The following is a 21,066-nucleotide window of genomic DNA, read 5'->3' as shown; positions in this document are numbered from 1 at the left end:
ATACTTACCCCTGACCGAAGCTTATCCGCCGGTCTTCTAGCCTTCTGCCCGGATATATTGACGGGTAAATCCTTTTAGTATAGCCTAGAAACATTTATATACCTTTACGGCTTCGGGAGGACATATGAAGGTTACTAAAAGATTTGCCCTGCTGCTGGGGCTTGCCTTGGCAGTGCTAAGCGCTCAGGGATGTTCGGAAACTGAACCGCTTGAGGTATATACCCCCTCCCAGATTAGCCCGAACCAGCTTGAGATAAATATTTCAGGCAATATAAAGCTCCCGGGTATTTACCCCGGAAACACCCGGGATACCCTTCAGAGCCTGCTTGAAGCCGCAGGCGGACTAATGGATAACTCAGAGCTTACAACTATCTACCTCAGTTTCAATCCGCCTGTACCAGGGTCTTCAGCCCAGAAAATAGACCTGAACCGGGCGGAAATCTGGCTGCTGGTTGCCCTGCCAGGCATAGGCGAAGCGCGGGCAAACGATATTGTCACCTACCGCAACCAGAACGGGGGCTTTAAAAATACTCTGGAGCTGATGCTGATTCCCGGCTTCAGCCAGAGCCTTTATGACCAGATAGAAGACCTGATATGTGTTTCTGAAACGGCAGATATGCCGTGATTATCAGCCTTATCAGTCTGGGGCTGATTGGCGGGGTGGCTTTAAGCCGCTTTAGTTTGCCTGTCTTGCCGTTTATTGTGCTGGCAGCAGTGCTGGGCGGGTTTTGGTTCATTTTCAGAAAAAGATACCGCCTGCTGCTGGGACTTAGTCTGGGTGTTCTGGCAATCTCCGGCGGGATTTTACTTGCGGGCAGCCAGCTTAATACCAATTCAGACCCTTCCCAGCTGAGTTACTATAATGACAGCGGCAAACTGGAGCTTAAGGGCATAATAACCCAAAACCCTGACAACCGTGACCAAACCAGCCTGATAGTACTGAACGTAAACAGCATTGCAACCCCGGACGGCTGGCAGGGTGTATCCGGAAATATCCTTCTGACCCTGCCAAGCTACCCCGAATACAACTACGGCGAAGAAATTCAGATAAACGGATATTTAAAAACCCCGGAAAACTTTGAAGGGTTTGATTACAAAGCCTATCTGGCAAACCAGCAGATATACTCGGTCATGGTCTACCCTGAAATAACCCTCCTGTCAGAGGGTAACGGAAACCCGCTAATGGCAGCTATATTCAGCTTCCGCCAGAGCCTCTCTGACAGCCTTAGCAGGGCCATACCCGAACCTGAATCCTCACTTGCCAAGGGAATACTGCTGGGCGAAAGAAGCGGCATACCCCAAGATATCCAGGCAGAGTTCAGTATATCCGGCACTACCCACCTGCTGGCTATATCCGGGGCTAACTTAAGCATACTCTCCGGCATACTCCTTACGGCCCTGGGCTGGGTACTGGGCAAGAGGGGCTATATTTATATATACCTGACCCTGATACTTATCTGGGGGTACTCCCTGCTCAGCGGTTTTGACCCGCCGGTAGTCAGGGCGGTGATTATGGCCAGTATATTTCTTTCCGCCGAGCTGCTGGGGCGGCAGAAAAATGCCATGCCCGCCTTATGCCTGGCGGCAGCGGTTATGGTGGCCTTTACCCCATCTATTTTGTGGTCTGTTTCGTTCCAGCTCAGTTTCATGTCCATGCTGGGGCTGATACTGGTTTACCCCATGCTGAAGGAACTCAACCTCAGGCTGCTGGAGCGTTTCGGCCTTTCCGAAGGCATACTCAGGACAGCTCTGGGTATGCTGCTGGACGGGCTGGGGGTTTCCCTGGCCGCTATTGCCGGTATCTGGCCGGTGCTGCTTTATTATTTTGAAAATATATCCCTTATTGGGCCGGTGGCTACCTTGCTGGCCATGCCGGCCATGCCGTTTATTATAGTGCTGTCTTTTTTAACTGCCCTGCTGGGGCTGGTCTTTCCGGCCGGGGCGGTGTTTATGGGCTACCTGACCTGGCTGCCCTGCCGCTATATGCTTACAGTAGTATCCCTAACCGCCTCACTTCCGGGCGTGCTCTTAGCCGGTATCCGCCCAGGTGCAATACTTATGGGTATTTACTATTTCCTACTGGGGGTACTTTACCAGGCCTACAAACACTTTTTGAAAATCCCCGCCCGAAGCCATGCCAACCCCTCTTCGGCAATTAAACTGCGCTGGGTGCTGGCAGGCATAGCCGTACCGGTGCTGGTATTTTCTTTCAGCCTGAACCCATCAGCTGACCAGAAAATGCACGTTTACTTTCTGAATGTGGGGCAGGGTGATGCCATACTTATCCAGTACCAGAATCAGGATATACTCATAGACGGCGGCCCCAGCCCCCAAGCCCTCTGCAATGAACTGGACAAACACCTGCCCTTTTTTGACCGCAATATAGAAATGGTTATCCTGACCCACCCGGATTCAGACCACCTAAGCGGGCTTTTGGAAGTGCTGGAACGGTATAGCGTAACTGAAGTGCTTCTGCCCCAAACCCAGAGTCAGGACGCCCTTTACCAGAACTATCAGGATTTAATACAAGAAAAGGCTATTCCGGCAAGAACTGCCCAAACAGGTATGCAGATAACTCTGGCAAACGGGGCGGTTCTGGAGGTAATAAGCCCGTTTGAGGGTTTAGCAAGCAAGGAAGCAGATAAGGACAACAACCAAAGCACCGTGCTGACCCTAAGCTGCGGGCAGATAAACTACCTTTTTTGTGCCGATATTGAAACTGCCACAGAATACCAGCTTATCACCCGCCGCCTGCTTGAGAATACCACCGTGTTAAAAGTAGCCCACCACGGCTCAAGATATTCTTCCGGCACAGAGTTTTTAAATGTAACATTACCCGTTTTCGGGCTGATTTCAGCCGGTGCGGACAACCGCTACGGACACCCCCACCCCGAAACCCTGTCCCGCCTTAGCCTGGTTATGGCCGAAAACCATATCTACCGCACTGATATATGGGGCAGTCTGGATTTTGCCACTGACGGCCAAAGCCTTTATATTTTTCAGCCGTAACCTTTCCCCGCCCGTTGCGTTATATTAAGTAACGAACACCGGAAAGGAGAACTGAAATGGCTAACAGAATTGCTGAGCAAATTGAACGCACTATTTTCCAGTTCAAGTGGCTTTTTATGCCCCCAAAGGCCAAATATGCCTACCTCTGGAACAGAAGCCGTGCAAGCCTGCAGGCCGACTATTACGGCTTAAGATAACCGCTTTAGCCTGGTCTGCTTGTCCTGCATGCGGGCAAGTTTATTATATGGCAGGGTGAACGTTCGCCCTGCCTATTTTTTTAATCAAGCACATAGGTCATGATAATATCGTGAGCCTGATGGGCCTTGTCCCCGCCCCGAAATTCAAACTCTTTGACCTCCTGCCCGGATACACCCACGTAGAGCTTGTCACTCACCATAAAACCCTTGCGGAATATAAACCCGCCCTTGTCTTCACTGCCCACCGTTACCACCCGGCTGTAAGGCAGGCTGACAATAGCCTTGGCCTTTTTGGCAAACTCCCTGTCATAGAAGATTATCCGCTTGTTAGTCAGGCCGATAAATCCGGTACCCTGACCTTTCAGGTCAAAAACGGCATGGATAAGCTCATCCGGCAGGCAGATACCCTCAATCTGCTCCAGTTGGTCTTTTTTGTCCACCACCATATCAGGTGCATGCTTTGCCATATCAGCCTCCTTTTTCAGTCTGGCAACATTGTAATTGAGGGGATAAGGGCGGTCAATCCTGTATATATTGACAAGCAGGCGGCTATAAAGTTAAATAACCTTATGGAAAACCGCAAACTGGGCCGTTTTATTGTTACCGTAGCCATAATAAGCCTTACAGCCTCAACCCTGCTGTATCTGCTTCATTATTATATTTTTCAGGACAGCCACCACATATTTATTTATATGCTGGGGGATTTGGCTTTTATACCTCTGGAAGTCTTTCTGGTGGTAGTGGTGATTGAACGGATACTTACCAGCCGGGAAAAGCACGCCCTATCCCAAAAAATGAACATGGTGGTGGGGGCTTTTTACAGCGAACTGGGCAATGCCCTGCTGGGAAAACTGCTGGACAGCTTTGACAACCCCGAACAGATTTCTTCCCAGATGGCAGTAGATAAAAACTGGTCAAATGCCGAATTTAAAAAAGCGCTTACTTACTCTGCCCATTTCAGCCATATGCCGAACCCCGGCAAGCTGGACCTTCAGCACCTTAAAAACCTGCTGGACGCCAAACGCTCTTTTATGCTGACATTGCTTGAAAACCCTAACCTGCTGGAAAAAGATGACTTTACAGACCTGCTCTGGGCAAGCTTCCACCTGGGAGAGGAACTGGATGCCCGCCAGAGCCTTGAAAATCTGCCGGAAACTGACAAAGCCCATATTGCCAATGATGTAAAGCGTATGTATGCCCTGCTGCTTAACCAGTGGATAAAATACCTTATCCACTTAAAATCCCAGTATCCCCATCTGTACTCACTGGTGCTGCGCACCCACCCCTTCCAGCCCAGCCCCAACCCGGTTATACACGAATAAAAAAACCGCCCTTTAGGGGGCGGTAAATATATCCGATACCAAAAACCCGGCTCTCAGGCCGAATCACCGCACTTCCGGCACTGTCCGTAAATAACCAGATTTTTAAAATCAGCCGCAAAGCCGTACTTTTTTAAGATACTCTGCTCCTGCTCTCTAACCATATCTTCGCTCAGGTCGGTTATCTTTCCGCATTTACGGCAAACCAGATAATGGCGTGAACCCTTATTGACACTATGGTAGCGTAAACGCCCGTCACCCATGTCTGTTTCCAGCACCAGGCCTTGCCCCTTTAAAAGCTCCAGGGTACGGTAAACAGTGGAAATATTTATATTGGGGTATTCCTGCCCCACCTCAGCATAGATATCTTCGGCACTCATATGCCCTTCAGCCATATCCAGAGCCTCCAGAATAAGCACCCGCTGGGGGGTCAGGCGAAAACCGTCATTTGCCAGTTCACCAGCTATAGAATTTTGTTTATGCATACAGCTAGTCTAGCAGTTAGAGCTTATTATTGCAACTGTTTGCAACTGCCTCTACTGGCGGGGGTTCAAACGGTCACGGCTGTCCAGAATAATAGTCACCGGGCCGTCATTATGGATTTCCAGCATCATCATAGCCCCGAACTTTCCGGTTGCCGCCTGCACACCTTCTTCACGGCAAAGGCGGATAAACAAGTTATATAAACGGTCGGCTTCCTCTGGCTGGGCGGCCTCAACAAAACTGGGGCGGCGGCCATTCCGGGTATCGGCAATAAGGGTAAACTGGCTGACCACCAGCAGCTCACGGCAAAGGTCTTTTAAAGACAGATTAAACTTGCCTTCGCCATCAGCAAATATCCGCAGGTTTATTATCTTGGATACCAGGTATTCGGCATCTGCCTCCGTATCCCCTTCGGCCACGCCCAGCAGCACCGCCAGACCCGGCCCTATTTCGCCCACGGTCTCTCCGCCTACCATTACAGATGCCCGGCTAACCCTCTGGATTACCGCTTTCATATTTGCCTGCCTCCATGCCGCCTTATTTTAAACTATCCAGCTGGCAAAACGAAATAATAGGTATAATGGAGAAATAACCACTTACAGCGAGATATCAGGCACAAACAAACTCGCTATAAGACGGCATTTGGTGTTGTTGCCTCTAGACTTCCGGCACAAGCAGGGATTACAATGTAAATAATAAAAGCGAGAGTGGGAGCAGATGCTGAAAATTCTCATTTTTTATCATTTAAATAAACTTCGGGTATAAGGCACCGGTCAGCTTTGACCAGTGCCTTTAATATTTTAGGAGGTGGCGAAATGCAGTCTAGCCTGATAGGCAAAATAGAAAAAGCCAAACGCTATGCCCAAGAGAAAGACCGCATAAGGTTTAATCAGCTATCCGTCCAGTTCCGGGGGGAAAACGATATCCACACCACCGAATATATTAACGGTCAATGGCACTGCACCTGTAATTTCTTTGCCGCCTGGGGTATGTGCAGCCATACTATGGCAATGGAAAAAATACTGGATAACATGCTGCCGGATGAGGCATTAAGCAACGTATTTGCCGAACTGCCTTAACAAGGAGCAAACTATGTCCTGCTATTTCAGGCATATAGGGGATATTTTTCAGGCAGCCGGGGTAGACCCGCAGGGGGAAAAACGCAAGGAACTGGATAGAATAATCCACCAGTTTCTGGGGATAGAATACAAAAGCTGCCCGGAGACCTGGAAAAAACTGAAGGAAGAGGTTATCCCCTACCCGGACAAGAAAAGCCAACTGATAGAGTTACTTAGAGCCAGTTCCTGAGCGGGGCTGGCTCTGCCCTTTTAAAGCCTCGGCGGCAACAAAGAGAGAGCCGGCAACACATACCAGACCATCTGCCGGAGCCATCCTGCCTGCCAGTTCCAAGGCTTTAGGCACGCCGTCTGCCTCAAGTACCTTAAGCCCACGCCCGTCAAAGGCTTTCCTGAGCAAATCCGGTTTCATAGCCCGCGGGTGGAGGGAATGGGTCAGTATCACTGTTCCGAAATACCCGGAAAGCACATCCGCCATAGCGCCGGCATCTTTATCCAGTGAAGTGCCGAAGACCAGCAGCCTTTTTTCTTTTTCTATTTTGGCGGCCGGGGGATATTCTTGCAGCGAAAGCAGGAGTTCGGCAGCGGCTTCCTGATTGTGGGCGCCGTCAATAACCATCAGGGGCTTGCCCTTGATAACCTCAAACCGCCCCGGCCATCTGACCTGCCCAAAGCCTTCAGCTATATCTTCAGGGCTTATTTTAAAGCCCTCTTCTACCAGCGCCTCCAGAGATGCCAGGGCGGTAAGGGCGTTTTGACGCTGGTAATGCCCTAAAAGCGGCAGACACAGCCGGTATTCAGCCTGACGGCCGCTAAGTTTGAGTGACTGACCTTGGGCAGTGTAACCTAAGAGTTCGGCCTTGTAGCCGTCAGTCACCTCAATCAGTTTTGAGCCGGTTTTAAGGCAACGCTCACGGATAACTGCCATAGCTTCCGGTCTTTGGGCAGCAGAAACCACCGGCACAAAATGTTTAATAATACCCGCTTTCTCGGCAGATATTTTGGCCAGGCTGTCTCCCAAGACCTCAGTATGGTCCAGACTTATAGGGGTAAGCACCGAAAGGTTGGGGGTAATAACATTGGTGGCATCCAGTCTGCCGCCCAGCCCGGTTTCAATCACCTGAAAAGAAGCCTGCTGGCGGTGAAAAAACTCAAACGCCAGCACCGTCATAACCTCAAACGAAGTTATTTTTCCCAAACAGGTCCGGGCATTCATTTCCTCCACCATAGGGCTGATGTAATCCATAATCCGCACCAGATGGGCTTTGGAAATCATCTTGCCATCCAGACGAATACGTTCGCGGAAATCCAGCAGATGGGGTGAAGTATAAAGACCGGTACGGTAACCGGCCGCCGACATAACCGAAGCAATCAGAGCGGCCGTGCTGCCTTTACCCTTGGTACCGGCCAGATGAACAGACGGAATACCTATATGGGGACTATGAAGCCTCAAGAGAAGCTCTACCACCCGCCTTAGGTCATAATTAGCCGCTGCCCGGCTGGTGGCAGATTCATAATCTGTCAGCCCCATTATGTAGTTTAAAGCCGCCCGGTAACTCTCTTCCAGAAAATCCCCCTAACCCTTGCCCGCTGAGGAAACGTCTGATACGTTCAGGTCTTTGATAACCGGATTACCAAAATATTTTACCGAAGAAACGCCGCTGGCTGTAATATACAGCTCTCCGTCAGTATATATCCGGATATTGCTTACACCGGTGGCTTCCACTCTGGCACTTGCCACCAAAAAGCTTTCCAGACTGGCAGTACTGGCACCCTCAGCCAGTACCTCTATGTCACCGCCCTGCCCCGAAAGTTCCAGGCGGGAAGCAGCGGACACTTTCATAGCGGCCTTACCGCAAATAAGCTCTCCGCTGGCCGTACTGGCACCGCTTATATAAAAACTGCTTTGCCCCACCTGCATATTATGCAGTGTCAGGCGGCTGGCACCATCCACCAGAGCCGTAAAGTCATTTGCCGAATCAAAGCCGCTGGCATTTACCCGGGAAGCCCCTGAAACACTCAGCCCCACCAATTCCGGCAGACGGATAACAGCCTCTATTGTTACGTTCATAAAGGTATAACTATCTTTTAAGCCGATTTTAAGGGTCTGGCCGCTTTTTTCCAGTTCCAGATATTCAAAAATATTTTCATGTGTGGAAACGGATACTTCAAAAGAACCGGCATACAAGATATCAGCCGTAATAGCATTTGATACCTCCACCCGGTTAAAACCAGCGTAGTCAAAGGAGCGGTTTTCTACCTCCCCGCTGCCTGTAACAAACCCGCCGACACCCGGAATGCACCCGCCTCCAAGCAAGGCCATTATAAAGACAATACATACAGATAACCCCGAAAGACCAGCTTTCTTCACTTGAAGCCTCCTTGAAGGGGATTGATTATACCATGTTTTCAGCTTTTGCTCAGGCTGGAAGAACCTTTTATTTCCACTTCGCTGAAACAGGGGCATCCGGCATATTTCAGTTCGGAAGCACCATTCAATCTCACATTCAGTACTTCCTCAACCCATACTTCCGCCTGGCTGGCATTTTCCAGCCTTACTCTGGCTTGCTTGCAAACCATTTTGTCCAGCACAATCTGGCTGACACCAGCAGCCTCGGCTTCCAGTTCCTCGGTCCAGCCTTCCATCTGAACTTTACTGCCGCTTTCCAGCTCCAGTTTCAACTGCTTGAAAACACCCTTCAGCCTTACTTCGGAAGCCGCCTCCGCCTTTATCCGGGCTTCGCCCGCTTTGACTTCACCCTCAAGCTGGCTGGCACCGCTGAGACATATTTCCAGTTTACCATCGGAATCAAAACCCTCCAGATTAGCCCTGGTCGCACCGTTTATATACAGTCCGGTCAAGAGCGGCATTTTAACGGTAGCCTTAGGCAGATACCAGCCGGGCAGCAGGTTTTTCAGGCTGAAGATACTGGGGCTGTACATAAGCCACAACTTATCTCCTTCCTGCTTCATTTCAATATTTTTAAACCCGTCTTCAGATGCATCTACCGTTACCCCAAAGCTGTCTGACTGTATCAGCTTCAGCTCAAAGCCATGCCCGGCCTCTATCCGCTGAAAATTTTTGTTCGGAAATTCCTTTTTCATGGCCGAATTCCTCCCTGTTTATTCTCCTGCTTTATGTTAGCACCCCAAACAGGGCTTTTAAATATAGCAGACAGCCTATTTCCTGACTTTATTCTCTTGACTGTAAGGCATTAGTGTTGCTAATATCCTCTCCAGAGGACTATACATATGAAGTTTTTGGAAAAGCTGAAACAAGCCGGAAACAGTCATAACAGCCTGCTTTGCGTGGGGCTGGACCCTGACCCCAAACTTATGCCGGTGGGCATGACGGCACTGGAATTTAACCGTGAAATTATCGCCGCCACCGCGCCTTTTGTCTGCGGCTACAAGATAAATCTGGCTTTTTATGAAGCTTTGGGCAAACAGGGCTGGGAAATCCTGTCCGAAACCTGCAAGCTTATTCCGCCGGAACTTCTGAGCATAGCCGATGCCAAAAGGGGAGATATAGGCAACACCTCAAAAGCCTATGCCAGAGCCGTATTTGACGAACTGGGCTGTGACGGCGTAACTGCCTCCCCCTATCTGGGTTATGACTCACTTGAGCCTTTTATTGAATATCAGGACAAGGGCATATTTATCCTCTGCCGCACTTCCAATCAGGGCTCAGCAGATTTCCAGATGCTCAAAACCGAGTATCTGGGGCAAAAACGCTTTTTGTACGAAGTAGTGGCAGACAAGGCCTTGCAGTGGAACCGCTATGAAAATATTGGGCTGGTGGTAGGTGCAACCCAGCAGGAGGAGCTAAAAAAACTCCGCCTCAGCTACCCCAAAATGCCGTTTCTTATTCCGGGTATAGGCGCTCAGGGCGGAGACCTGAAAGCTACCGTAGAAAACGGAACTAACCAAAGCGGCCAACTGGCGCTTATCTGCGCTTCCCGCGGCATACTTTACGCCCGAAGCGGCAGTGAATTTGCCCAGGGGGCAGCCGAAGCCGCCAAGCAGATGCGTGATGCCATAAACCATTATCGGAAACGTTTCTAATATACGGAAACGGCGGCTGCTTTTATACAAGTCTGCATCCAAAATAAACTCACCCGCCATACGGAAGTAAAATGCTGGAAATATTCCCCGGAGATGTATACAAACTGCGTAAACCCCACCCCTGCGGCGGTGCAGACTGGAAGGTGGATTTTGCGGGGTCGGATATCGGCATTACCTGCCTTCGCTGCGGCCACCACCTGCTGCTGCCCCGCCCCCTGTTTGAAAAAAAGGTAAAATGCCTGATAAAGCGCGGTGAATAATGGCTATCCGGCGGGTAATGCACGTTGACCTGGACGCCTTTTTTGTCTCAGTAGAACAATCACGCCGCCCCGAACTGAAAAGTAAGCCGGTTATCGTAGGGGGCAAACCGGAACGGAGGGGCGTGGTGGCTGCCGCCTCATACGAAGCCCGCAAATTTGGTATTCACTCCGGTATGCCGCTTCTTAGCGCCAAACACCTCTGCCCTCAGGCTGTATTTATTGAAGGCAACCACCGCCTTTACCGTGAATATTCCGAAAAATTTATGCAGATACTCTCAGACTTCTCACCCTTTCTTGAACCCATGGGGCTGGATGAAGCCTATCTGGAAGTAACCGGTTTTGAATCCCTGCACGGCAGTATAGGCGAAATGGCCTTAAAAATCCGCCGCCGCATCACCGCCGAACTGGGCATAAACGCCAGTATCGGCATTGCCAATTCCAAAGTAGTAGCCAAGATAGCCACCGAACGTGCCAAACCCAATGGCCAGTGTGAAGTGCCAGCTGGTGAGGAAGCCGCCTTTTTAGCCCCTTTGGATATATCCATAATGCCGGGCATAGGCAAAAAGACCGAATATCACCTGAAATCACTGGGCGTAAATACTCTGGGCAAGCTGGCTGGCATACCCGCCACCTTTCTGAAAATCCATCTGGGAACATACGCCCCGTACCTTCTGAATGCGGCTGCCGGAATAGATAACCGCCCGGTAGAAATGCCGGCCGAAGCCAAATCTATCAGCCGCGAAACCACCTTTGAGACCGATACCCGAAACCATACTTTTCTGGAAGCAAAGCTGGGTTATCTGTCTGAAAAGATTGCCGCCACCCTGCGCAAACGTGACAAACAGGCCCGGGTAGTCCAGATAAAAATACGTTTTGCGGACTTTACCACCCTGACCCGCCAGAAGCACCTTAATCACCCCTGCTCCGGCAATCAGGAAATATTCCAAACCGCCCTCAAACTGATGAACGGCATACTGGATTCAGACCGCCGCTCAGTCAGGCTGCTGGGGGTGGGCATAAGTGATTTCTGCGGCCCGGAAAAACAGCTGGAAATAGACCCGGCCAGAGCCCGGCTGGAAAAACTGGACGCCTCTCTGGATAAAATCCGCCAGAAATACGGTTTTGGTTCAGTCCAAACCGGGCGGACTTACAAGCTGAAAGATATGTTTTAAGTTATGCCTAAAGCATTTGTGAGTTTGAAATATTATCCGATACAACGCCGCACTTAACAAAAATTTGTTTTATTTTCATTTTCGAGTCATCAGGAATAATTTTTATACCATAACCAAAAGGGTTATTAACTGGGCTCTTAATAACTAAAGGATAAATATTTTTTAAGAATAACTTTTGACTTGTTTCAAATCCCTTAAGCATTCCATTAGTTATTCCGCAAATATAATCTGCAAGTCGTATGCAACAGTTTTTGTCCGAATCTAGAAACATAATACTGTCAAATATATGTCGATATTTTTTAATAAATTGGGGATTCTCAAATTGGTTTTTATAAGCCTCGCTAATACCATTAGCATCATTCTTATTAAGAGAATCACAAAACAACAACCCAAGAATATCCTTATTAGTAAGTACCATTTCCAGCCGTTCCATTGCATTTATAATATGATAGTTTATCATGTCTGCTGTACTAAATTTCACATTCTCATTGGAACTTATTGTTAATATTACTTTTACATCATTGTCTTTGAGTAAATTTAAGCAACTTATTGTAAAACCCAATAAACTATCATAGCTATAACTCTTTAAGTACTCTAGAGATTTATTAATAGTCGAAGATTCCTTCTTTGTTTGAGTAATATATTCACTTACCTCTGACCATTTAACCTCTTTATTCGATGGAAAACCCATTTCCCTAAATAATTGTCCGTATCCAGCATAAATATTTTTCCAATTATTGGTATTAACAATTAAATTAGCTCTCACATAAAAAGGCGTCTTTTTACAATGAATATTGCTGTCATTACCACCACAAGTGCCTGCTTCATCAGAAAATATCAAACAAGTTTCCATGGAAACCATTATATGTCCTGATTTGCAATCTAACAAACACTTTCATCTTTTTCACTTTATCCCATAGCCAAACCCGGCTTGTCCTTTAATACCGGGCGGACTATAATCTATTTTCAAAGAAAGGAGTCCGCAATATGGGAACGTCATATGCTTACTTTAAAAAACAGATAATACCGCTGGAGGATGCCAAGATAGGGGTAATGACCCACGCCCTGCACTACGGTACCGGGGTATTTGAAGGTATCCGCGGCAACTGGAATAATGAAAAGAAGCAGATGTACATTTTCCGCCTGAAGGAGCACTATACCCGGTTGCTGACCGGTGCCAAAGTGCTCAAGATGAACCTGCCCTACACTGTGGACGAGCTTTGCAAGATAACTCTAGACCTTATAAAAAAGTGCGGCTTCAAAGAAGATATTTATATCCGCCCTTTAGCTTATAAAAGTTCCGAAACCTTCGGGGTCAGGCTGCACAATCTGGATTGTGATTTGCTGATTGTGGCCATACCCTGGGGCAGATATATAGACAAAGACACCTGCCACTGCTGTGTCTCCACCTGGCGCCGCCCTGACGATAACGTCATGCCTCCCCAGCTGAAATCAACCGGCATTTACCTGAATAATGCCTTTACCAAGACCGAAGCCGTGGAAAACGGCTTTGACGAAGGTATCATGCTGACCCCTGACGGGCATGTCTCCGAAGGCAGCGGCGAAAATCTGTTTATAGTCCGCAAGGGCAAACTTATCACCCCGCCCATCTGTGACAGCATACTGGACGGCATTACCCGTAACTCTGTTATGGAGCTGGCCGAAAAAGAGCTGGGGCTGGAGGTGCTTGAAAGAAGCATTGACCGGGTGGAACTTTATATGGCGGAAGAATGTTTCCTTACCGGCACAGCCGCCCACCTGACCCCTGTTTCCGAGGTTGACCACCGCAAAGTGGGCAACGGCGAAATCGGGCCGGTAACCGCCAAACTGAAAGATTTGTATTTCGAAGCTATAAAGGGCAATATAGCCAAATATTCAAGCTGGTGTACCCCGGTTTATAATCTGTAAATAACCATTAGGAGGGCACTGTGTATACCCTTATGTCACTCCTGATAGGATATTTTCTGGGTTCTATCCCCTCTGCTTATCTGGTCACCCGCCGCCTAACCGGGCGGGATATACGCCAGATGGGCGGGGGAAATATGGGTGGGCTAAATACCTTCCGCGAAGTAGGCGTGGGGGCAGGTGCGGCAGTAGTGCTGATGGACCTGGCCAAAGGCGCTCTGGCAGTTTCGGTTGCCTATTACCTGCTTATCCAAAATGCCCAGTGGGTTATCCTGACCGGCTTTGCAGCGGTAATCGGCCATAACTGGCCTATCTGGCTAGATTTCAAGGGCGGCAAAGGTTTGGGGCCGGCCTTCGGGGCAATGCTCTTTTTGCTGCCTGTTTACGGTCTTCCCCAGCATCTGCTCATACTGGCACTTTTAGTTTTTATACCTTTAGCCATTACCCGAAACATAGCTTTAGCCACCGGAATTGCCCTGTTCAGCCTGCCTTTTTTAGTCTGGTATGGCAGCCATTCCGAATTTGCCACCCTGATATCCGTCCTGCTCTTTTTGATGATAGGCATAAAGTTCGTACTGGATAACAGGAAAAACCTGCGTGACCCGGCTAACCGCCGCAATCTGATAGTTGACCACTGGAAACGGCCGGATAAGAACAGTTAGTTTTCTATCCGGGGGCGTTCTGCCGGGGGCTTGTCTATCAGATGAGTTTGAAAACGGATAGTCATACCCATTTTTTCCATATCCGCCACCAGCCGCCTGGAATCTACCAGATGCCCCATATAATGCAGGCCGGAACGCCGGGCTGAACCGTCTATATACTGTTTCAAGCAGGCTACCAGGGGTATAGCCGTAAACATATATGAATCTTTATGGGAAAGCAGCATCTCCTGCCGCTCCCTTATCCCGCCCCTCTCACCTCTGGCGGAAACTTTAATAGCCATACCGTAAGGCTGGCTGTCAAAATTGCGCAGACCCCAGACCAGCAGTCTGCCCAAAGAGCGTTTAGCCTCTTTGCCCAAAAAGCGAAGCCCAAGGTTCAAAAGGGGTATGCTTATCCAGTTGGTAAACCAGTTAAACCCGCCCAGATAAAAACCCAGCTCTTTGAGGGTGGGGTACATGCCGGGCAGCGGGCGCATTTCTTCAAGGGTCATAGGGCCGCAGGAAAAACGGCCGAAAGGCCCGAAATTAAAGGTGCGTGAAGTGCCGGGGCGAAACCAGCCCAAACGCTTCCAGTGATAATCCCGGTAAATATAGGGCTGGTAATCCGAAAGCTGGCGCATTACTTCGTTGGTGCGCTCTTCGGATATGGCTGATTTCCAGTTCTGGCAGATAATAGCCCCCACCGAAACCCTTTCCAGAGTGGTAAACCCTTGATGGCAAAAATGCACCAGGGCCGAAGGCAGTCCCGGCAGCGAGCCGGCCTCGGTAATAAAGCACAGATTAGCATTATTTATCTTCTGGGAAAGCAGCTTCAGCTGGTGAAGCTTGCGGTCTGAATACTGGATATCAATATAATCCACTTTAGCTTCCAAAGCGGCAAAAGCAATCTGGCGGGCATATTCGGGCGTATTGGAGGCCACCACCACTATGTCCATACCGCAGAAAGCCTCTTTCAGGCTCTGGGGGTCTTCCACATTTAGTTTTACCCCCTCTACCCGCTGAATGTTTTCCAGCTGGTTCAGCCCTTCGGCTACATACCTGGCTTTCTCCAGATTCCTGCCGCCCAGAAATATGCGGGCATCTGTCTCCTGAAGCAGCAACATAGCTATACAGCTGCCGGCATTGCCGTAACCGCCGATAATTAGTATATTCTTTGTCATATCTGTTTTTTTATCTCACAAATCAGCTGGTCAAGGGGTATGGTTGCCTGACCGGCCTCTTTCATATTCCGGAGGACAGCACAGCCCTGTTTCAGTTCTTCTTCACCCAGTATCACTGCCCAGTCTGCACCCAGGCTGTTGGCCTGCCTGAGCTGAGCCTTGATACTCTTTTGGGCATATGTCTGGTATATACCTATACCCGCTTTACGCAGGTCTGATGCCAAAGCAATTGAAGCTAAAGAGGCGGCCTCTCCCATATAGGCCAGAAAAACCGAAGGGGAAGGCAATGACGGCGGGGTAATACCCTGCCGCTTCAGGTTTAAAATAATCCGCTCAATACCGGTAGCAAAACCTATGGCCGGGGTAGGCTCTCCGCCAAGCTGTTCTATCAGCCCGTCATAACGCCCGCCGCCGCCAATGGTACTCTGGGCGCCCTCTATCCTGGGCTGGATTTCAAAAACAGTGCGGCTGTAGTAATCAAGACCCCTTACCAGACGGAAATTTTCATGGAAGGGCAAATCCACTACCGTCAGGCACTCCTTCAGGCGGTTATAGTGGGCAAGGCAGTCCGGGCAAAGGTAATCTGCGCTGCGGGGAGCATTTTCAGCCACGCACTGGCATTCCTCCCGCTTGCAGTCCAGCAAACGCAGGGTGTTTTTATCCAGACGGGTTTTACAGTCTGAACAAAGTTTGCCCTCATGCTGCCCGTAATAAGCTTTAAGGGCCGAAATATAGGCAGGGCGGCACTCACGGCAGCCTATGCTGTTTAACTCCAGCGAAAGGTCATTGATACCCAGCAGATTGTAAAAACGCCAGGCCATTTCTATAACTTCGGCATCCAGCGAAGCATCAGCCTCGCCAATAGCCTCAAAACCAAACTGGTGGTGCTGGCGGTAACGCCCGGCCTGGGGGCGGTCATAACGGAAAATAGAGCTAAGATAATAAAGCTTGACCGGCTTGGTGCGGGTCTGCATGCCATGCTCAAGGTAAGCCCGGCAAATGGGGGCAGTCCCTTCAGGCCGCAAAGTCAGTTTGTCTCCGCCCCGGTCTTCAAAGGTATACATTTCCTTGGAGACAATATCTGTACCCTCGCCAACACTCCGCACAAACAGCCCGGCATCTTCAAAAACGGGTGTATCTGTCCGCTGGTAACCGTACAGGGCGGCTATCCGGGCGGCCTGCTGCCTGACAAAATGCCAGTAAGGCTGGTCTTCAGGCAGTATATCTTCTGTACCTCTGGGTGACTGGTACAAGCTATCTGTCTCCTTCAACTGTAAGTGGTCTCTATTATAGCCTTTAGTTAGGCATGACGCCAGATTTTGTACACACCGCTGCCAGTGCGCTATACTTTTAGTTATTAAACCAAGGGCGGTATTTCAAGATGGAATTCGCCGATCTTAAAGAAAAGGCCTCCAAGTATCTTCCCCCGGAAAAACTGGTTTTTCTGGAGGAAGCCTATAACTATGCCGCCGCAGCCCACACCGGCCAGATGCGGAAATCCGGCGAACCCTTTATTGAACACCCCTTAAACGTGGCCATAACTCTGGCTGACCTCCAGCTGGACTCGGCCACCCTGGCGGCCGCTCTGCTCCATGACGTCCCCGAAGATGCCCATATCAGCCTGGAGCAGATAGAAAAAAAATTCGGGGCAGACGTAGCCAAGCTGGTAGACGGGGTCACCAAGCTGAGCAAGCTGGCACTTGGCCCCGGCATAGAAGACGCCCGCCGCCCCGGCGGCAATGCCAGCCTGCGTCAGGCTGAAAACCTGCGTAAAATGCTGGTGGCCATGTCCGAAGATTTGCGGGTGGTCTTTATAAAACTGGCAGACCGCTTTCACAATATGCGCACCCTTCAGGCACTTTCGGCTGAAAAACGCCGCAGCATAGCCAAGGAAACTATGGAAATCTACGCCCCCCTTGCTCACCGCCTGGGCATATGGGAGCTGAAATGGCAGCTTGAAGACCTGGCCTTCCGTTACCTTGACCCCCGCCATTACCGCCAGGTAGCCAACCTGGTAGATTCAAAACTTGCCCAGCGCAAAAATTATATTGAACACGTCAGTGCCATTCTCCAGAGCGAATTTGAAAAAAACGGGCTGAAGGTGGAACTCTCCGGCCGCCCCAAACACCTTTACAGCATTTATCAGAAAATGGAAAAATATGCCTCCCAGGGCAAACAGTTTGAAGATATTTATGACGTACTCGCCCTGAGGGTGCTGGTAAATGACATACCGGACTGTTACCATGCCATAGGCATTGTCCACAGTTTGTGGCACCCCATACCGGGTGCGTTTGATGATTATATAGCCAACCCCAAACCGAACGGATATCAGTCCCTGCATACCGCCGTTATGAGTTTAGGCACTACCCCGCTTGAGGTTCAGGTACGCACTTACCAGATGCACCATATTGCCGAATACGGTGTGGCCGCCCACTGGCGTTACAAAACCGCCGGTAAAGAAGACGTAAACTTTGAAGACCGTATCGGCTGGCTGAGACAGCTTATTGAGTGGCACCGTGATATGCGCGGCGCCGAAGAATTTCTGGAATCCGTCAAGACCGATATTTTCAACGACCAGGTCTTTGTCTTTACCCCCAAAGGCGAAATAAAAGATTTGGCCAAAGGGGCTACCCCCATAGATTTTGCTTACCGTATCCATACCGAACTGGGCAACCGCTGTATAGGTGCCAAAGCAAACGGGCGGCTGGTACCCCTGGATTACCAGCTGAAAAACGGTGAGGTAGTGGAAATAGTCACCACCAAAAAGGACCGCGGCCCCAGCCGTGACTGGCTGAATGCCAATATGGGTTATATAAAAACCCATCACGCCCGCGAAAAGATACTGGCCTGGTTCAAGAAACAGGAACGGACAGAAAACCTGGAACGCGGCCGGGAGCTGCTGGAAAAAGAGCTTAAGCATATCGGCATAAAAACAGTTGACCGTGAGGCTTTGGCCAAAGCCTTTAAATACGAAAACGCAGATGAATTTCTGGCAGCCATAGGCTACGGGGCGGTTTCAGTCCACCAGGTATCCATGAAACTCCTCAGCCAGCAGGAACAGCCCAGGGTTATCACCCCGGCGGTTCAGACCGCCAAGCCCTCCTCCCAGAGCAGTGTTTCGGTGATGGGCACCGGTTCTCTTTTAACCAATATTGCCAAATGCTGCAACCCGGTACCCGGTGACGATATAATAGGTTATGTCACCCGTAACCGGGGTGTTACAGTACACCGTCAGGACTGCCACAATATTCTCCACGAGGAAGAGAAGGAGAGACTGGTGAGCGTAGACTGGGGTATACCCAAAGAAGAACTTTACCCGGCCTCTATCCGCATTCAGGCCTGGGACAGGGTGGGTCTGGTACGGGATATTTCCACCATGGTAGCCGAAGAAAAAATAAGTATCCTCTCCATGACCGTAACTGAAAACGACGATAAAACTACCACCCTTGCCATGACCGCCCAGATAAAAAGCCTTTCCCAGCTGACCAGGCTGATGGCCAAACTGGAGGGTATACGCGGCATCATAAGTATCAGCCGGGTAGGTGCGGACGGCTCAAGGTCCGGCTGATTTTGCCCTGCCTTCCAAAGCTGGGGTGTAGCTGATTTCTTTACCCGTTTAAGCCTGTGTGCTATAATTGGATATCTAATGAAAGCTTTTAGAGTATGTCAAAACCCTCCTCTGAAACCTCTCTTTTTTTGTCTCTTTTTAAAGAGCCTTGGTATTAAACTCCGCTCATTTGTATATTTTAAGCCGCAGGATGAAATGAAATTATGTTAGATGAAAATAAAGCCAAACCGGGTGCAAATGCCGAAAACTATAACGCCAGTGATATCCAGGTACTGGAAGGTCTGGCCGCTGTCCGCAAAAGACCGGGCATGTATATCGGCTCTACTGACCAGCGCGGTTTGCACCACCTGGTTTATGAAATTGTTTATAACAGCGTAGATGAAGCCATGGCCGGGGTATGTGACCGCATAAAGGTCATTATTTATAAAGACGGCAGCGTCAGCGTTGAAGATAACGGCCGCGGTATCCCGATAGATATTCACCCTGTGACCAAGATTTCCGCCCTGGAAACAGTTATGACCGTCCTGCATGCCGGTGCCAAATTCGGCGGCAAGACCTATCAGGTATCCGGCGGTCTGCACGGGGTGGGCGCTTCAGTAGTAAACGCTCTGGCCGAATGGACTACGGTCAAGGTCAGGCGTAACGGCAAAATCTACCAGCAAAGCTACCAGCGCGGCAAGCCCAGCACCCCGCTGGAAGAAGTGGGGGTATCAGACGGTTCCGGCACCACCACTATATTCAAGGCGGACTCGCAGATATTTTCCACTACGGAATATGATTTTGAAACCCTGACTGACCGCCTGCGGGAAATAGCCTACCTCAACAAAGGGCTTGAGGTTTATATTTATGACGAACAATCTGACCAGGAGCGGACGTATTATTTTGAGGGCGGCATTACCGGCTTTGTCCGCCATTTAAACCGCAACCGCGAGGTACGCCACCGCCAGCCCATTTATATAACCAAAAAATCAGACAGCACTATACTGGAAGTAGCTATCCAGTACAATGACGGCTACTCTGATTCCACCCTGACCTTTGCCAACTGTGTAAATACCATTGACGGCGGCACTCACCTTACCGGTTTCCGTTCCGCCCTGACCCGGGCTTTCAATGACTATGCCCACAAGTCAAAATTCCTTAAAGACACAGACCCCAACCTGATGGGTGATGACGTACGCGAAGGCATAGTAGCCATTGTCAGCGTCAAACTGCCCGAACCCCAGTTTGAGGGACAGACCAAAGGCAAGCTGGGCAATATTGAAATAAAGAGCTTCGTGGAAAGTGCCGTTACCGAACAGCTTTCCCTGTATCTGGAAGAACACCCGGATGATACAAAACGTATTTTGGAAAAGTGTATCACCGCCGCCAAGGCCCGTGAAGCCGCCCGCAAAGCCCGTGACCTGATTATCCGCAAGAGTGCTCTGGATACAGGCACCCTGCCGGGCAAACTGGCAGACTGTTCGGAAAGGGATGCTTCGCTGTGCGAACTCTTTCTGGTAGAGGGTGATTCGGCAGGTGGTTCAGCCAAACAGGGGCGTAACCGCCGCTTTCAGGCCATACTCCCGCTGCGGGGTAAAATTTTAAACGTAGAAAAGGCTTCACCGGACAAGATGCTGGCCCACGAGGAAATCAGGGCTATCATTACCGCTCTGGCAGCCGGCATAGATAATGACTTTGACCCCGCCAAACTGCGCTATAACCGTTTGGTACTCATGACAGATGCTGACGTGGACGGCTCACATATACGGACACTCCTTTTGACCTTTTTCTTCCGCCATATGCCCCGGCTTATTACCGAAAGCCACTTGTTTATTGCCCAGCCGCCTCTTTACAAGATAAAAATAGGCAGCAACGAACACTGGGTATACAACGATGCCGAAAAAGAGACCCTGCTTTCCCAAACCAAGAGCAACAAAGTGGATATCCAGCGCTATAAAGGTCTGGGTGAAATGAGTGCCGAGCAACTCTGGAAGACAACCATGGACCCGGCCAGCCGCACTTTGCTTGAAGTAAAAGTGGAAGATGCCGCCAAGGCAGACCAGATTTTTAACCTGCTGATGGGCGGTGAAGTGGCTCCCCGCAAGGCCTTTATCCAGTCCCATTCCAAAACAGTTAAGAATCTGGATATCTAAGGCTGAAATAAAGCCTTTGAAAACAGCTAAGGGGCGTCTTAAGACGCCCCTTATTTTT

22 protein-coding genes are annotated in these 21,066 nt (G+C 49.8%); 13 read left to right on the top strand and 9 right to left on the bottom strand.

Annotated elements, in window-relative coordinates; translation table 11 throughout:
* The first annotated feature begins 124 nt into the window (after window positions 1–124).
* Genes ACE6F3_RS02650 through ACE6F3_RS02640 form a run of 3 tightly spaced genes read left to right on the top strand, consistent with a single transcriptional unit; the run spans window position 125 to window position 3,206 of the window.
* Window positions 125–625: a helix-hairpin-helix domain-containing protein gene (locus ACE6F3_RS02650; RefSeq protein ID WP_058292910.1), complete on the top strand. Its 501-nt coding sequence runs from the start codon at window positions 125–127 to the stop codon at window positions 623–625.
* Window positions 622–3,009 carry a DNA internalization-related competence protein ComEC/Rec2 gene (locus ACE6F3_RS02645; protein ID WP_392654885.1) on the top strand — a complete coding sequence of 796 codons (2,388 nt, stop codon included), beginning with the start codon at window positions 622–624 and terminating at the stop codon, window positions 3,007–3,009. The genes ACE6F3_RS02650 and ACE6F3_RS02645 overlap by 4 nt, the downstream gene beginning before the upstream one ends.
* Window positions 3,010–3,065: 56 nt before the next feature.
* Window positions 3,066–3,206: a hypothetical protein gene (locus ACE6F3_RS02640; RefSeq protein ID WP_010935833.1), complete on the top strand. Its 141-nt coding sequence runs from the start codon at window positions 3,066–3,068 to the stop codon at window positions 3,204–3,206.
* An 80-nt stretch (window positions 3,207–3,286) separates the two neighbouring features.
* Here the strand turns inward: ACE6F3_RS02640 and ACE6F3_RS02635 are convergent, their stop codons facing one another.
* Window positions 3,287–3,673, bottom strand: a complete 387-nt coding sequence (locus ACE6F3_RS02635) for a PH domain-containing protein (protein WP_041340772.1) — start codon at window positions 3,671–3,673, stop codon at window positions 3,287–3,289.
* Here ACE6F3_RS02635 and ACE6F3_RS02630 point away from each other — a divergent pair.
* Window positions 3,662–4,528 (top strand): hypothetical protein, encoded by an 867-nt coding sequence (locus ACE6F3_RS02630; RefSeq protein ID WP_324664969.1) that lies wholly within the window; start codon window positions 3,662–3,664, stop codon window positions 4,526–4,528. The genes ACE6F3_RS02635 and ACE6F3_RS02630 overlap by 12 nt on opposite strands.
* A 53-nt stretch (window positions 4,529–4,581) precedes the next feature.
* Here the strand turns inward: ACE6F3_RS02630 and ACE6F3_RS02625 are convergent, their stop codons facing one another.
* Together ACE6F3_RS02625 and dtd are read right to left on the bottom strand one after the other, a co-directional pair.
* Entirely contained in the window at window positions 4,582–5,010 is a 429-nt protein-coding gene (locus tag ACE6F3_RS02625; protein ID WP_010935830.1) for a Fur family transcriptional regulator, read from the bottom strand.
* A gap of 51 nt (window positions 5,011–5,061) precedes the next feature.
* The gene (gene dtd / locus ACE6F3_RS02620) at window positions 5,062–5,523 is read right to left on the bottom strand and encodes a D-aminoacyl-tRNA deacylase (protein WP_324664966.1); all 462 of its coding nucleotides are present in this window, start codon (window positions 5,521–5,523) and stop codon (window positions 5,062–5,064) included.
* 300 nt (window positions 5,524–5,823) lie between these two features.
* Here dtd and ACE6F3_RS02615 point away from each other — a divergent pair, with 300 nt between their 5' ends.
* Together ACE6F3_RS02615 and ACE6F3_RS02610 are read left to right on the top strand one after the other, a co-directional pair.
* Entirely contained in the window at window positions 5,824–6,087 is a 264-nt protein-coding gene (locus tag ACE6F3_RS02615; protein WP_010935828.1) for a hypothetical protein, read from the top strand.
* A gap of 13 nt (window positions 6,088–6,100) precedes the next feature.
* A complete protein-coding gene (locus ACE6F3_RS02610) occupies window positions 6,101–6,316 on the top strand; it encodes a hypothetical protein (protein WP_077974878.1) in 216 nt (71 codons plus the stop codon).
* On the opposite strand, the gene ACE6F3_RS02605 is transcribed toward ACE6F3_RS02610, so the two are convergent.
* From ACE6F3_RS02605 to ACE6F3_RS02595, 3 genes are read right to left on the bottom strand one after another with little or no spacing between them, the layout of a single operon-like run.
* Complete coding sequence (locus ACE6F3_RS02605) at window positions 6,296–7,615, bottom strand: folylpolyglutamate synthase/dihydrofolate synthase family protein (RefSeq protein WP_103908335.1); 1,320 nt, start codon at window positions 7,613–7,615, stop codon at window positions 6,296–6,298. The genes ACE6F3_RS02610 and ACE6F3_RS02605 overlap by 21 nt on opposite strands.
* Before the next feature lie 45 nt (window positions 7,616–7,660).
* The gene (locus ACE6F3_RS02600) at window positions 7,661–8,455 is read right to left on the bottom strand and encodes a GIN domain-containing protein (protein WP_103908336.1); all 795 of its coding nucleotides are present in this window, start codon (window positions 8,453–8,455) and stop codon (window positions 7,661–7,663) included.
* Window positions 8,456–8,493: 38 nt separating this feature from the next.
* On the bottom strand, window positions 8,494–9,189 hold the full coding sequence (locus tag ACE6F3_RS02595) for a GIN domain-containing protein (protein WP_096476535.1): 696 nt from the start codon (window positions 9,187–9,189) through the stop codon (window positions 8,494–8,496).
* A 147-nt stretch (window positions 9,190–9,336) separates the two neighbouring features.
* On the opposite strand from ACE6F3_RS02595, the gene pyrF reads away from it, so the two are divergent.
* From pyrF to dinB, 3 genes are all read left to right on the top strand, one after another.
* Entirely contained in the window at window positions 9,337–10,149 is an 813-nt protein-coding gene (gene pyrF, locus ACE6F3_RS02590; protein ID WP_041340758.1) for an orotidine-5'-phosphate decarboxylase, read from the top strand.
* A 71-nt stretch (window positions 10,150–10,220) separates the two neighbouring features.
* The gene (locus ACE6F3_RS02585; protein WP_010935822.1) at window positions 10,221–10,409 is read left to right on the top strand and encodes a DUF951 domain-containing protein; all 189 of its coding nucleotides are present in this window, start codon (window positions 10,221–10,223) and stop codon (window positions 10,407–10,409) included.
* Window positions 10,409–11,581 carry a DNA polymerase IV gene (gene dinB, locus ACE6F3_RS02580; protein ID WP_324664956.1) on the top strand — a complete coding sequence of 391 codons (1,173 nt, stop codon included), beginning with the start codon at window positions 10,409–10,411 and terminating at the stop codon, window positions 11,579–11,581. Before ACE6F3_RS02585 ends, dinB begins: the two co-directional genes overlap by 1 nt.
* Before the next feature lie 7 nt (window positions 11,582–11,588).
* On the opposite strand, the gene ACE6F3_RS02575 is transcribed toward dinB, so the two are convergent.
* Window positions 11,589–12,443 (bottom strand): DUF3800 domain-containing protein, encoded by an 855-nt coding sequence (locus tag ACE6F3_RS02575; RefSeq protein ID WP_324664954.1) that lies wholly within the window; start codon window positions 12,441–12,443, stop codon window positions 11,589–11,591.
* Between the two features lie 125 nt (window positions 12,444–12,568).
* On the opposite strand from ACE6F3_RS02575, the gene ACE6F3_RS02570 reads away from it, so the two are divergent.
* Together ACE6F3_RS02570 and ACE6F3_RS02565 are read left to right on the top strand one after the other, a co-directional pair.
* Entirely contained in the window at window positions 12,569–13,489 is a 921-nt protein-coding gene (locus ACE6F3_RS02570; RefSeq protein ID WP_278532648.1) for a branched-chain amino acid transaminase, read from the top strand.
* A gap of 32 nt (window positions 13,490–13,521) precedes the next feature.
* Complete coding sequence (locus ACE6F3_RS02565; protein ID WP_010935818.1) at window positions 13,522–14,148, top strand: glycerol-3-phosphate acyltransferase; 627 nt, start codon at window positions 13,522–13,524, stop codon at window positions 14,146–14,148.
* On the opposite strand, the gene ACE6F3_RS02560 is transcribed toward ACE6F3_RS02565, so the two are convergent.
* The gene (locus ACE6F3_RS02560; RefSeq protein WP_010935817.1) at window positions 14,145–15,308 is read right to left on the bottom strand and encodes a saccharopine dehydrogenase NADP-binding domain-containing protein; all 1,164 of its coding nucleotides are present in this window, start codon (window positions 15,306–15,308) and stop codon (window positions 14,145–14,147) included. The genes ACE6F3_RS02565 and ACE6F3_RS02560 overlap by 4 nt on opposite strands.
* The gene (gene hisS / locus ACE6F3_RS02555; RefSeq protein ID WP_096476532.1) at window positions 15,305–16,561 is read right to left on the bottom strand and encodes a histidine--tRNA ligase; all 1,257 of its coding nucleotides are present in this window, start codon (window positions 16,559–16,561) and stop codon (window positions 15,305–15,307) included. The genes ACE6F3_RS02560 and hisS overlap by 4 nt, the downstream gene beginning before the upstream one ends.
* A gap of 128 nt (window positions 16,562–16,689) precedes the next feature.
* Here hisS and ACE6F3_RS02550 point away from each other — a divergent pair, with 128 nt between their 5' ends.
* Window positions 16,690–18,876: a bifunctional (p)ppGpp synthetase/guanosine-3',5'-bis(diphosphate) 3'-pyrophosphohydrolase gene (locus tag ACE6F3_RS02550; protein ID WP_324664950.1), complete on the top strand. Its 2,187-nt coding sequence runs from the start codon at window positions 16,690–16,692 to the stop codon at window positions 18,874–18,876.
* Between the two features lie 203 nt (window positions 18,877–19,079).
* Window positions 19,080–21,008, top strand: a complete 1,929-nt coding sequence (gene gyrB / locus ACE6F3_RS02545; RefSeq protein ID WP_010935814.1) for a DNA topoisomerase (ATP-hydrolyzing) subunit B — start codon at window positions 19,080–19,082, stop codon at window positions 21,006–21,008.
* Window positions 21,009–21,066: the final 58 nt, after the last annotated feature.

Source organism: Dehalococcoides sp. THU4, assembly GCF_043231265.1.
GTDB classification, from domain to species: Bacteria; Chloroflexota; Dehalococcoidia; order Dehalococcoidales; family Dehalococcoidaceae; genus Dehalococcoides; species Dehalococcoides mccartyi.
The sequence above is the reverse complement of the archived record's forward strand: the minus strand, read 5'-3'. Positions and strand labels throughout refer to the sequence as shown.